Origin of the sequence: Methylocella sp. CPCC 101449 (assembly GCF_031921685.1) — a bacterium.
Lineage (GTDB): Bacteria > Pseudomonadota > Alphaproteobacteria > Rhizobiales > Beijerinckiaceae > Terripilifer.
The window spans coordinates 537,549-550,995 of the sequence record NZ_JAPDHU010000001.1; the positions used below are offsets into that span (position 1 = coordinate 537,549).

Here is a 13,447-nt window from a genome sequence, read left to right on the forward strand (position 1 = left end):
ATATATCGTGAGATTTCCGAAGCGTAGACCTATCTCGTGCGCGCGCCAATCGGCAGAAATACCTGTACAAAACAAGCCGCATATTCTTAAATTACTTTTATTATTTAATTCTACTGTGATTGATACGAAAATAATTGCGAGATCAGCCTCTTATTGCTTGGAGGTCATCCCGTCGAACTCTGCCCGCAGGGCGTGATCGTCCTGACCCAGGGCTGGCGTCGCGCCGGCATAAAGTGGCTCGCCATCGTGCAGAGCGCCCGGCGCGATCATGCGAATCACGCCGGCCGGCGTCATCACGTCGATCAGCCTGTTCTGTGGATGCGCCGCCAGATCCTCCATGGTGCTGACGCGGCCATAGGCGATCTTGGCCTTTTGCAGCCGTTCGACCACGCCTTCCCGGGGATGTGCCTGGAAAAGGCGGCCGATGATCGCATCGAGCTCGGCGCGATGCGCCACCCGCGCCGGATTGGAATTGAAACGCGCATCGACCGCCACCTCCGGCTGCCCCAGCGTCGTTTCGCAGAAAGACACCCATTCACGTTCGTTCTGAATGGAAAAGAGCACGGCCTTGCCGTCGCCGCAGGTATAAGCGCCATAAGGCGCAATGGTCGGATGATTGAGGCCGGAGCGTTCAGGCGTATAGCCGCCATAGGTGAATTGCAGGAACGGCACATTCATCCAATCGGCCAGCGCGTGAAACAAGGAAACGGCGATATGCCGGCCTTGGCCGGTGCGCTCGCGCGCGTAAAGCGCCGTGAGAATGGCTTGCACCGCTGTCATGCCGGCGCTGATATCGCACACGGAAACGCCGACCCGCGCCTGGCCCGCGGTGTTGCCGGTGATCTCCGACAAGCCGCTCTCCGCCTGCACCAGCAGATCATAAGCCTTCATGTTGCGGAACGGTCCTTCCTCGCCATAGCCTGAGATCGAGCAGGTGATGAGACGCGGATAGGCCTTACGCAAATCCTCCGGCGCGAAGCCGAGGCGTGCGATGGCGCCGGGCGCCAAATTCTGAATGAAGACATCGGCCTTGGCGATCATGCGGCGCAAGACGGCCTTGTCGCGCTCTTGCGACAGATCGAGACGGATCGACTGCTTACCGCGATTGAGCCAGACGAAATAAGCGCTCTCGCCGTTCACATAGCGATCGTAGCCACGGGCGAAATCGCCTTCCGGCCGCTCCACCTTGATCACCCGTGCGCCAGCATCCGCCAATTTTTCCGATGCATAGGGCGCCGCCACCGCCTGTTCGATGGACACCACCAGAATGCCGTCGAGATCCTTTGCCGCTTCCTGTTCCATATCCGCTCCCTGCTCCGTCTTTTTTCTATGACAGGAGAGACGAGCGCAAGCAGGTCTATCGCGACACTCTACAGGCTGCGGCCCCTCAACTGCGCCCAAAGGCCGGCGAAGGGACGGAAGACGAAACGCACCTGATGTTGGCCGGGCGTCAGTTCGACGGCGCGGAAGATCACATCGGCGCGCAACAATGGCGCCGGCACGCCATCTACCTCAACCTGCCACCAGGGATGCCAGACATCGTTGAGCACCAGCCAGCCGCCTTCGGGCGAGGACGCTTCGATGACGACCTCGGTGTTGCGATAGCTGACGATGCGGCCCGATCCTGGCGCCTTGGCCATCACGGCTTCAGGCGGATTTTCCAGGAGAACGGTCGAGCGATAGTCGACGTCGGGCCATTGCCCATTCTCGATCATCGCGGCGAAATCGGCTTTGCGCGCCGTGGTGGCGAAGAGCACGCGCGGCAGGGCTCTGGGATTTTCGTAGATGTAGGCGTTCTTGGTGCGCGTTAGCGGGATCAGATCGCCAGCTTTGAGATTTTTATCGAGCTGCTCGGCCGGCACGCCGGTGGCGATGTAGCGAATGCCGAGCAGATCGGCCATGGGCGAGCGATAGGACGCGAACAGGGGCGCGAAGCGACGCTGATCGGGAATGGCGACATGATCGATGGCGCCGGTCGCATCGGCGAACCATTTCAAACGCACCGGATTGTAACCGAGCCAATGATCGATGTTCTGCGACAGCGAGGCATTGGGCCAGTGGAAATCGATGGCGGCAAGCTCGACACGATCGCGTCGATCGGGCGTTTGGTTCTCCGCCAGTTTTTGCCGCAGGAAGGCCAGTGTCGGGTCGTTACTGCCGGGAACGAGCGCCTCGAAATTCTGGGCCGGCAAAGCCGTGGATTCATTCGGCCCATTGTTGAGACGCAAGTCCGCCGTCATGAACACGGCGACAAGGGCGATGCAGGCGAAGGTGTTGCGCGCCAGCGGCCGCATGATCATCGCCAACACGAGAGCGCCGAACAGACACAGTGCCGTCCATATCAAAGGCTGCGTCGCCTGCGCCAGCCGGCCTTTATCGAAGGCGATGCCAACACAGGCAAGAAATGCCACGGCAACTAGTGCCGCACCCATGGCGATAGCTCGTCGCGACAAGACCTGCTCGGCCGTTGCCAGGCGATGCACCAGATAGCCACCGACGATGGCGAGCATGGCGCCCAAGGGGAACGTCGCATCGGCCGGGCGGCGGAACAGGTCGGAACCTGGAATTTTGAACAGCAGTTCGAACACCGGTGTATAACCGCCGAGCGCGTAGAGCGTCATCAAAACAGCCGCGGCCGTGAACATACGAATGTCGCGCGAAAAGATGCCGCCCCGCACAAGACCGAAGGTCAGGATGGCGACGACAGGCAGAGCGCCGAGATAGACGTCGGCCATGTTGCGGGCGAGCGCCAGATCATTCGCGCCCCAAACCTCCGACACCGGCGGCCCCCAATAAGCGGCGAGCGGTCCATCGGTGCCGAAGAGATTGGCGCTGATCAAGGTGAAGAACGATGGTGGCGGCAGAGAGCCACGGACGGCGCCAGCAAAATCGATGACCGCGCGGTTCGACTGTTCGGCCAAAGCCAGCGTGAAGGCGATCGGCACGGCGATAACGATCACGCCGGTGATCGCGCCCGCCAGCAGCGCCGGCAGCGCGGACCATAAACGCCGGCCCAGACTTTCGCCGTCATTCTCGATCAGCCGCCATGCGGCGAATATCGCGAGCAGCAAGGCGCAGAGCAGCGCAACCTGATCGCGATCGATGATCATGAGACCCGCAGCCAGTCCCGCCAAAGCGCCATAAAAGGCCGAGCGACGGCGCAAGGCGCGCAGCAACAGCCAAAGCGCGATGGCGAACCAGGCCATGGACAGCACCTGGCCGACATGCTGGATGCGCCAGGCGTTGGACGCTCCGAAGGCAAAGGCAAAAGCCGCGACAGTGGCGCCGGCCGGATGCCAATGCTCATCCTTGAACAGCAGGATGATGGCGACACCGCCGGCAAACAGCATGAAGAAAAGCATGCCATCGAAAGCGGCGAAGCTCGGCGCCGGCGACAGGAGGGCGAGCAGCAGATAAGGCGGCGAGAAGATCAGCGATTGCGGATCGGCGATCTGCGGATGCCCCCCGAAAACGTTCGGCGTCCAGAACGGCAACTGTCCTTCGTGGATCGAACGGGCGAGGAAGGCGAGCTGCGGATAGAAATGCGCCTTGGCATCCCAGGGAATCGTCCAACCACCGAACAGCCAGGGCCAGGCGAAGACCAGCGAGCCGATGGCAAAAGCCAGAATCGCCAGCCCATAGTGCCAAGCGGGATGGGCCGGTTGCGACGCCGGACGATGAGAGGAATTCATGCGGTCAGTCTTTGCTGACACCATGAACCGTGGGCTGGACCGTAAGCTGATCCGCATCGATCAAATGGCCGGCGCGGTCACGCTTGGACGTGAGATAGCGGACATTGTGATCGTTCATGCGACCGATGATGCGCTCGTCGGCGGCAACGTCGAGGCCCGCCTCTTCCAGAGCGGCGATCTTGACCGGATTGTTGGTCATGATGCGCACGGATTTGACGCCAAGCTGCTTCAGCATGTCGGCGGCGAAATCGAAGCGGCGTTGATCATGGCCGAAACCCAAGGCTTCGTCGGCATCATAGGTGTCGAAGCCATGCGCCTGCAGATAATAGGCTTTCATCTTGTTGGAGAAGCCGTTGCCGCGTCCTTCCTGATCGAGATAGAGCAGGATGCCGCCGCCATTCTCCGCCATCGCCCGCGCGGTGTAGCGCAATTGATCGCCGCAGTCGCATTTCAGGCTGCCGAAGAGATCTCCGGTCAGGCAGGCCGAGTGCAGACGCACCGCCACCGGCTTCGACAGATCGGGCTTGCCGATGATCACGGCGACCTGATCGCGCAAACCCTCGCCGCCGCGGAAGACGACGAATTCGGTCTCCGGCGCGCCTTCCAGCGGCACGGGCGCGCGGCTGACGATCGACAGTTCGGTGACCTGGTGGGCGCGATAGGTTTCGATGGCGCTGGCATCGACGGTGGCGAGCATGGTGCCGGCGATCGACTTCGCCGCCACCGGCACGACGACCACGGCGGGCGCCACCAGTGACAGGCGCACGAGTTCCATCGCCGCCTTGTCGAGCTTGGACAGATGGGCGGCCGGCGCGTCGTAACGGGCGCCGATTTCCATGGCGAGTGTCTGAATGCGTTTGACGTCGATCAGCGGCAAAGCGATCACGCCGGGACCAGAGCGATCGAAGCCGAGCTTCTTCAGGCGTGGCGCCGTCAGCGCCAACCGCGCCCGACCACGCGCCAGGCTTTCGAGCAGATGCGCGGCGCCATCATCCAGCCCTTCGACGCCGACGGCGATCGCCAGCGATCGCCCAGCGCGGATCAGCACCGGTCGGCCAGAGCGAATTTCGGAAATAGCCCGCTCGACGGCGATCGAGGCGAAATCCCGGTCCGGTCGGAGAAGGCTCTTAATGTCAGACACGCGCATCCTCGTTACGTATAAACTCGCGGCACTTTCAAACGCGCTGGCCATGAACTAGTTGCGCAAGTTGACATTTCAATAGCTTATATAGCGAGGATTCTCCAGAAAATCCCTGAACAGCCAATGAATGCGATCACGATCCGGGTAGGGACCGGCCAGGGACCTGAGCAAGGACTTGAACAAGAACCTGGAAAGAAGGGACTGGTTCTCGAAGAATGACCGACCATGACTACGAACAGATTCTGGCGGCCGTTGGGCGAGCCGACCGGATCGTTTTAGGCCAGATCGGCCAATCGCTTGACGGCCGCATCGCGACCGCCAGCGGCGAATCCAAATATATCAATGGCCAAGCCGCTTTGGCCCACCTACACCGGCTGCGCGCCAGCGTCGATGCGGTGCTGATCGGGGCCGGCACCCTGGTGGCCGACGACCCGCAGCTCACCGTCCGCTTCTGTGATGGTAAAAATCCGGCCCGGATCGTCATCGATCCTTCGGGACGCGGCATTCCGGGTGGCCGCTGGCTAGCGCCGGATGGTGCCCTGCGCCTGGCGCTCAGCCCAACGGGCAAGGCGCCGGTCGAATGCGACGAGGTGCTGGCCTTCGAGCCGCCGGGCGATGCCCCCTTCGATCCAAGACAGATCGTCCAACTGCTCGCCGAACGGGGGCTGCGGCGCGTCCTCGTGGAAGGCGGGTCCCGGCTTTTATCAGCCTTTTTGGACGCGGACGCGCTCGACCGGTTGCATGTGATGATCGCGCCCCTAATCATCGGATCGGGCCGGATCGGGCTCGATCTCGCGCCCCTGGCCCGGCTCGCCGACGCGCGCCGGCCCCGCGTCCAGACCTTCGCCTTTAGCGACGGCGACGTTCTGTTCGATTGTGATCTACGATCAAACGCCGCGCAGGCCGACGGATTTGCCGATCAATCCGCCGATCAAGGAGCAAAGCCATGAGTGTGACTGGAAGCCAGCCCACCCGTTATGCCCCCACGGCGAAATGGCTGCATTGGATCATCGCCGCCTGCATCCTCTTCGTCATTCCTGCCGGCATCGTCATGGGGCGCCTGCCGGAAGGCGCATTGCAGAACCAGCTTTTCGACCTGCATCGCTCATTTGGTGTCTTGATCTTCGCGCTGGCGGTCTGGCGCGTCTATGTGCGGCAAAGCCGCGGCGCGCCGCCGCCCTATCCCGAGCTTTCGCGGCTGGAACGGATCGCCTCCACCGCCGTGCATCACACGCTTTATCTGTTGATCATCGTCATGCCAATCCTCGGCTGGCTGATGACCTCAGCCTATCGGGTCGACGTTTCGGTGTTCGGGCTTTTCACGCTGCCGCATCTGATGCCGCAGAGCGACAAGACCTACGAAGTGCTGTCGACCATCCATAAGATGGGTGGCATCCTGATGACCATTCTCGTGCTGGCCCATATCGCGGGCGCGCTGAAACACACGATCATCGATCGTAACGATCTCATCTGGCGCATGTTGCCGCAGCGGCGCTCGGACTAAATTTCCGCGTGTCACCACGCGAGATGCGAGGTGGATTCAAGACGTTGCAGGCGCCACCTCCGACTTCTTTGAATAATTCTAAACTATTGATATTGCAAGCAATTACGCTGGTAGCTATAGGACGACATGCGCGGCTCGCCGCTTTGGGTGCCATGTCCGATACGTTTTTCCTCACGCCTTCGCGGATCATCGAGGCCTATTATGACGAGTTGCAGCGCTTCACGCGCCGCAGGCTTCGTGGCGCGCCGGCGGCGGAAGATCTCGTGCAGGAAGCCTGCCTGCGCTTCACCCGCCTAGAGACGGCAAAGCTCACCAATCCCCGTGCCTTTCTCTATCGCATCCTCTCCAATCTCGTTGTCGATCATCAGCGCCAGCAACAACGCGAGCGTGCGGTCCCCATCGAAAGCGAAGCCGATATCGTCGATGAAACGGCGGATGCGGAGCGCACCATCATTTCGCGCGAGCGATTGCTTCTGCTGAGGCAGGCGGTGGAAGAATTGCCGCCACGTTGTCGCGAGTGCTTCGTGCTGCGCCGCTTCGACGACCTCTCCCAAGAGGAGATTGCTCAACGCATGGGTATCTCGCGCAACATGGTCGAGAAGCATCTGCGCACCGCCGCCCTTCACTGCATGAAGCGCCTGAGCGAAAACGGCTGACCCTTTCAAATTTTTCTGGCGAGAAGCTCCTGTTCCAAGCGGCTGAAGCGTCACAGCATTGAGCCCGTGCTATAGGAGCAGACGGATTCGGTTCTCGCGGGACGCCCCGGCGATGGTGGAAAATAAAGAAGTGGCACGGCAGGAAGCAGCGGAGTGGTACTTTCGCCGTGACGCTGGCGCACTGAGCGCAGAGGAAGACGCCCAATTCCAGCTCTGGTTCGCCGTACCCGCGCATCGCCGCGCCTACGAGGAGCTTGCCGCGACCTGGGTGGCGCTCGGCACGATCCCGCGTCCTAAGACCCCTCTCCCTGCCCGCCCGCCTGTTTGGCGCGGCCGCACCGGCCTGGCCGGTGCCGCGCTCGCGGCAGCCATTGTGCTGGCGCTGATCATCCCGCAAAGCGGCTGGTTTCTGCTTTGGCAAGCCGATGCCGCGACCGCCGTCGGCGAAACGCGCGAGGTGACGCTCGCGGACGGTTCCGTCGTCACACTCAATACCGATAGCGCCATTGCCATCGCTTACGATACGAGCGAGCGCCGTATCCGGCTGTTGCGTGGCGAAGCGCTGTTCACGGTGGCCAAGGATGCCGGGCGTCCTTTCACGGTGGAAACGCAAGGCGGCACGGCGCAAGCCTTGGGGACTGCCTTCACGGTTCGAGATGAAGACGACGGCGCGACCGTTGCCGTCGTCGAAAGCCGCGTCGCGGTTCGCTATCCCGCGAACGCCACCGGAACCGTCACCGTCTCGCCTGGAGAAGCCGTCAGTTACGCGCATGGTCGCCTCGGCCCCGTGGAACCCGTCGATATCGACGAGCTGACAGCCTGGCGACGCGGCAAGCTGATCTTCGTCGATCGCCCCCTTGGAGAGGTGATCGACGAACTCAATCGCTACCATCGCGGGCGCCTGCAGATTATCGATCCCGCGATCCGCTCGCATCGTGTCAGCGGCGTCTTCTCGACGGGAGATCCGCTCGCCGTGGTCGACGCGCTCGAAACTTCGCTCGGCCTGCACTCGACGCGGCTCACGCGCTACCTCGTGCTTCTGCATCGTTGATTTTTTTTGGTGCTCGACCTCCTGTTTTGAACCCCACCGTCGTCACAGCCATAACGGGCCTGTCTCAAGGTCCTGGACTGACCGGAGATGGGGATGCGTATCTTGAACGAAGGGCGGCGCTTGCCGTTGATGCTGGCTCTGAGCACGACGACCATGCTCGTCGGGCTGGCCCTCCCGAAAGCAACTTTCGCCCAGTCCCCGCAACCGGCCGCTGATACGCTGCGCGGTTTCGCGATTCCGGCCGGCCCGCTCGCGCAAGCGCTCAACCGTTTCGCCGATGCCGCACGGCTCCAGCTCGTCTATAGTGGCGTCGCCACGCGCGGTCTGCGCAGCCCCGGCCTCAACGGGAACTTCACGCCGCAACAGGGCTTGGCGCGTCTCCTGGCGGGAACCGGACTAAGCTATCGCATGACCGGACCGCGCACGGTGACGATCACCTCCGCGAACGCGTCCACGTCGGGCGCGAGCAGTGCGATCCCCTCGGAGGCGATCACGCTCGACATCATCGATGTCACGGGTCGCGGCGAGACGATCGGTTATGTCGCGCGCAACAGTGCGTCCGGATCGAAGACCAACACGCCGCTGATCGAAACGCCACGTTCGATCAGCGTGATCACCCGGCAGGAACTCGACGATCGCGTCGTCACCAATGTGGCCGATGCGGTGCGCTACTCGGCCGGCACGACCACGGGTGGTTACGGTTTCGACCCGCGCTTCGACCAGATTTACATTCGCGGCTTCCCAACGACGACGCTCGGCGATTTCCGTGACGGGCTCAAACAGTTCCCGGCGGGCTTCACCACGTTCCGCACCGAGCCTTATGGGCTTGAAAGCGTCGAGATCATCAAGGGCCCGGCTTCCGTGCTCTATGGCCAGGGCGTGCCCGGCGGCCTCATCGACCGCCGTTCCAAACTGCCGACCGACACGCCCATTCGCGAGATCAGCTTACAAGGCGGCACCTTTGGCCGGTTGCAGGGCGCATTCGATATCGGCGGGCCGATCGACCCCGAAAAGACCATGCTTTACCGCGTCGTCGGACTGGGACGTGATGGCAACACCAATTTCAACATTGCCGACAAACGTATGATGATCGCGCCGTCCTTCACCTGGCGGCCGACGGCGGCAACGTCGTTGACGATCTACGCGCTCTATCAACAGGACGAAACGGATTCGAGCGCCGCCGCGCTCAACTGGAACGGCCGTGTTCTCAAAATGCGCGCCAGCGACCCGAATTATGACTATCTCAAGCAGAAGCAAGGGCAAATCGGCTACAGCCTCGAGCATAAGTTCAACGAGGTTTTCACCTTCCGCCAGAAAGTCCGCTACAGCGCCATCGAAGCTGAATCGCGCTATCTAACCGGCAGCTTCAATAGCGCCACTCCGACCATCTACGATCGCGGCGCCGCGGCGGTTGGCGACCGGCTCGCCAGCTTTCAGGTCGACAACAATCTCGAGGCCAAATTCCGCACCGGTCCCCTCGCCCACAAGGTGCTCCTGGGCGTGAACTACGACTACAATCTCTGGCGCTTTGCCTATGGCTACAGCGGCGTCGTGCCGGCCTATGCATTGAACATCCTCAATCCGGTCTACGGCTTTATGGGGCCGACGCCGGCCTACACGACCCGCTCGCGCTCGCGGCAGGAACAGGTCGGTGTCTATGTCCAGGATCAGATCAGCTTCGGCAATTGGCGCCTGGCATTGAGCGGCCGCCAGGATTGGACCGACCGCACGCAGAACAATCAGATCACCGGCGCGGTCACAGGCGCGCGCAAGGACAATGCTTTCACCTATAGCGCCGGTCTGCTTTATCTCTTCGACAATGGCATCGCCCCTTATGCAAGCTATGCTACCTCCTTCCAGCCGGTCACGAGCCAAGGTGCCGGCGGCGCGATCCTCGCGCCCTCGAAAGGCGAGCAGATCGAAGCCGGCGTGAAGTACCAGCCCGGTGACGGGCGGATGCTGCTGACATTCTCCGCCTATCAGCTCAAAGAAAAGAACGCGCCGAAACTCGGCGGCTATGTCAATGGGCTGCCCTATTATGTCTCCGTCGGAGAGGTAACAGTACGCGGTATCGAACTTGAAGCGCGCGCACGCTTGACGGATTCCTTCGATACCGTCGCGGCCTATACGTTCTCCGACGCCAAGATTACGAACACCACGGTTGCCAGCGAATACGGCAAGATTCCCGCGGTAACGCCGCGCCATGTCGCCTCGCTCTGGTTGAACTATAATGTTCAAACCGGACCGTTCGCGGGCTTCGGCGCGGGCTTTGGCGTCCGCTACGTCGGCGACACCTGGACCTCCAATGCCAACACCGCCAAGAATGACGCCTACACGCTGTTCGACGCGGTGCTGCGCTACGATTTCGGCAAGTCGAACCCGCAGCTCGCCGGCCTCAGCGCCTCGGTCGCCGCCAACAACATTGCCGACAAGCAGGCCAGTGTCTGCAACGCGGGCTATTGCTATCTCGGCCAGGGCCGAACCGTGATCGGCACGCTGACCTACAAGTGGTGAACCCCCGCTTGAAGGGCGTCCACTTGAAGGAAATGACGCGGCGCCAGCTCGCCGCCGGATTGGCCTACACGACGCTCGTGCCACGGGCGGCGCAGGCCAAACCGCTGCGACGCCTCGCCTCGATGGATTATGGATTGGCCGAGACACTCATCTGTCTTGGCTGCCCGCCCATCGCGCTCGTCGCGGCTCAAGATTGGAACCGCTGGGTCGTCGAACCACCTCTCCCCGAGACTGTTGTCAATCTCGGCACGAGCCGCGAGCCAAATCTGGAACTGCTGCAGGCGCTCAAACCCGACGCCATTTTGAGCACGCCTTATCTGGCGGGCATCCATCACAGACTGGAAGCCATCGCCCCGGTGGTGTCGCTGCCCCTCTATGTGCCGGAGGGAACGCCCCTCGCCCTGGCCGAGGCGGCGGCTCGCAAGCTCGCCCTCATGATCGGCGCACCGGAAGCGGCCGAAGCGCTGCAAGCGCAGGAACAGGCCTGTTTCGCCGAGGCCCGCGCGCGATTGGCCGCGCGCGCCCACATGCCGGTCTTCCTCGTCAATCTCATGGACGAACGCCATGTCCGCATCTACGGCGCCAAAAGTCTCTTTCAAGATGTGCTCGACCGGATCGGTCTGCGCAACGCCTGGACGGGTGCGACCAATTATTGGGGCTTCGCCACCGTTGGCATCGAAGCGTTGCAACACTACGGCGAAGCGCAGCTCGTCTATTTCGATCCGGTCCCGCCCGGTGTGCTCGCATCCCTCGCGCGCAATCCGATCTGGAACGCCTTGTCCTTCGTCAAGGCCGGCCATGTTTGCGGCCTGCCGCCGGCCCTGATGTTTGGCTGCGTTCCCTCGGCCATGCGGTTCGCGCGGCTGATGGCCGAGCGGCTGCCAAAGCTGGAGCGCCGATGAGCATGCTTGTCTCACGGGCTCCGAGGCCCTGGCCCTTGGCGGCGCTACTGATTGGACTGGCACTGGCGGCTACGGTTTGGAGCCTGTCGCGACTGCTGCCGCTCTCCGACTGGCTCACACTGCTGTCGGCGACAGACGTCGTCGATATGCGCCTCCTGATCGCCACCCAGTCTTTCCTGCCGCGCGTTGCGGTAAGCCTGCTCTGCGGGGCCGCCCTGGCTTTGGCCGGAGCGATCTTCCAGCAGGTTTTACGCAATCCGCTCGCCGCCCCGACCACGCTTGGCATCGCGGCCGGCGCCAAACTGGCGCTCGGTCTCGCCACACTTTGGGGTGCGCCTGCGCTTTTGAGCTTCGGACGCGATGGCGTCGCCATGGCCGGCGGTGTTATCGCCATGGCCGCGACGATGGCGCTCGCCTGGCGGCGGGGGCTTTCGCCCCTGGCGGTCGTGCTGGCGGGCATGATCCTGGGTCTCTACTGCGGCGCGCTATCGGTCATTCTGCTGCTGTTCAAGGAGCACTACCTCACCGGGCTTTTCATCTGGGGGAGCGGTTCGCTGAGCCAGCAGGGCTGGGATGTCGTGCAGGGTCTCGGCTGGCGGCTCGCCGTTCTCGCGATCTGCGCCGGATTGCTGTTGCGGCCGTTGACGCTGCTCACGCTCGATGACGCGGGCGCCCGCAGTCTCGGCCTCTCGCTGCAACTCATGCGCCTGGCCGCGCTCACTGTTGCTGTCGGATTGACCGCCGTCGTCGTCAGTCTTGTCGGCGTGATCGGTTTCATCGGACTTGTCGCGCCGGCCGTGGCGCGGTTCGCCGGCGCGCGACGCCTCGGCGCGCAACTGCTCTGGGCGCCGCTCTTCGGCGCGGCCCTGCTGTGGCTCACCGACCAGAGCGTGCAGATCTTCGATGGACCGGCCGGCAGCCTGTTGCCGACCGGCACGGTGACCGCGCTCTTTGGCGCGCCCATGATCCTATGGCTGATGCGGCAGCGTATCGCAGGAGGCCTCGCGGCAGCCGAGGCACGCACTGAGTGGCGAATCCCGCGGCCCGGCTTATTGCTTAGCGCATTGGCGTTTGGGCTCGCCGTCCTTCTAGCGCTCGCATTGACACTGGGGCGCGGGCCCGATGGCGGCTGGTCCTTGGCGTTCGGCGCGGCCTTCGTCGATTTGTCGCCCTGGCGCGTGCCGCGCACACTCGCCTCGCTTTGTGCCGGTGCCATGCTCGGCGCGGCCGGCACGATCCTGCAACGGCTGATGCGCAATCCGATGGCAAGCCCGGAAGTGCTCGGTATCAGCGCCGGCGCCTCATTCGGACTGATGGCTGTGCTGTTCCTGACCAGCGTCGCCAGCCGCGACCTGCAAATCCTCGGCGCCACGCTGGGGGCCGGCGCGGTCCTCGTCGCGATGCTGCTGCTTGGACGCCGTTCCAGCTTCTCGCCCGAACGCATGTTGCTGACGGGCATCGCGCTTGGCGCGCTTCTTGACGCGCTCGTCGGCGCGCTGGCGGCAAGCGGCGATCCCCGCGCCATGCTGCTCATGACGTGGATGACGGGCTCGACCTATGGCGTCGACTGGGTGCAGATGTTTTGGGCGGCGGGAGCTGCTGCCCTCCTTCTCGCCCTGGCGCCGCTCGCCTTGCGCTGGCTCGATCTGATCGCGCTCGGAGATGCCGCCAGCACCGCGCTCGGTCTGCGACTGTCTCTGGTCCGACTGCTACTCCTCCTCCTGACCGCAGGATTGACAGCGGCCGGAACGCTTGTCGTCGGTCCCTTGACGTTCGTTGGTCTGATGACACCCCACCTGGCGCGGCTTCTCGGCTTGCAGCGGGCGGCACCGCAGCTTGCCGGCGCGGTGCTGCTTGGCGCGCTGGTGATGGTGAGCGCCGACTGGCTCGGCCGCATTGTCGCCTTTCCCTGGCAAATGCCGGCCGGGCTGATCGCCACGCTCATCGGCGGCCCCGTGCTCATGACCTTGCTCGCACGGAGATGATC

10 protein-coding genes are annotated in these 13,447 nt (G+C 63.1%); 7 read left to right on the plus strand and 3 right to left on the minus strand.

Features of this window, described 5'->3' with window-relative positions; all coding sequences use genetic code 11:
• Positions 1–150: 150 nt before the first annotated feature.
• From OIM99_RS02415 to ribA, 3 genes are all read right to left on the minus strand, one after another.
• On the minus strand, positions 151–1,302 hold the full coding sequence (locus tag OIM99_RS02415) for a CaiB/BaiF CoA-transferase family protein (RefSeq protein WP_311848720.1): 1,152 nt from the start codon (positions 1,300–1,302) through the stop codon (positions 151–153).
• Between the two features lie 68 nt (positions 1,303–1,370).
• Entirely contained in the window at positions 1,371–3,692 is a 2,322-nt protein-coding gene (locus tag OIM99_RS02420) for a hypothetical protein (protein WP_311848721.1), read from the minus strand.
• 4 nt (positions 3,693–3,696) lie between these two features.
• Positions 3,697–4,833 carry a GTP cyclohydrolase II RibA gene (ribA, locus tag OIM99_RS02425; protein ID WP_409371459.1) on the minus strand — a complete coding sequence of 379 codons (1,137 nt, stop codon included), beginning with the start codon at positions 4,831–4,833 and terminating at the stop codon, positions 3,697–3,699.
• 215 nt (positions 4,834–5,048) lie between these two features.
• Between ribA and OIM99_RS02430 the strand changes: the two genes are divergently transcribed.
• The 7 genes from OIM99_RS02430 to fhuB all read left to right on the plus strand — a co-directional run bounded on the left by OIM99_RS02430 (position 5,049) and on the right by fhuB (position 13,445).
• The gene (locus OIM99_RS02430; protein WP_311848723.1) at positions 5,049–5,783 is read left to right on the plus strand and encodes a RibD family protein; all 735 of its coding nucleotides are present in this window, start codon (positions 5,049–5,051) and stop codon (positions 5,781–5,783) included.
• Positions 5,780–6,337 (plus strand): cytochrome b, encoded by a 558-nt coding sequence (locus OIM99_RS02435; RefSeq protein WP_311848724.1) that lies wholly within the window; start codon positions 5,780–5,782, stop codon positions 6,335–6,337. The genes OIM99_RS02430 and OIM99_RS02435 overlap by 4 nt, the downstream gene beginning before the upstream one ends.
• Positions 6,338–6,345: 8 nt before the next feature.
• The gene (locus OIM99_RS02440; protein WP_311848725.1) at positions 6,346–6,993 is read left to right on the plus strand and encodes an RNA polymerase sigma factor; all 648 of its coding nucleotides are present in this window, start codon (positions 6,346–6,348) and stop codon (positions 6,991–6,993) included.
• Positions 6,994–7,105: 112 nt separating this feature from the next.
• Entirely contained in the window at positions 7,106–8,044 is a 939-nt protein-coding gene (locus OIM99_RS02445; protein ID WP_311848726.1) for a FecR family protein, read from the plus strand.
• A 93-nt stretch (positions 8,045–8,137) separates the two neighbouring features.
• Entirely contained in the window at positions 8,138–10,558 is a 2,421-nt protein-coding gene (locus tag OIM99_RS02450) for a TonB-dependent siderophore receptor (protein ID WP_311848727.1), read from the plus strand.
• 8 nt (positions 10,559–10,566) lie between these two features.
• A complete protein-coding gene (locus OIM99_RS02455) occupies positions 10,567–11,460 on the plus strand; it encodes an ABC transporter substrate-binding protein (RefSeq protein ID WP_311848728.1) in 894 nt (297 codons plus the stop codon).
• Entirely contained in the window at positions 11,457–13,445 is a 1,989-nt protein-coding gene (fhuB, locus tag OIM99_RS02460) for a Fe(3+)-hydroxamate ABC transporter permease FhuB (RefSeq protein WP_311848729.1), read from the plus strand. Before OIM99_RS02455 ends, fhuB begins: the two co-directional genes overlap by 4 nt.
• The last annotated feature ends 2 nt before the right edge of the window (positions 13,446–13,447 follow it).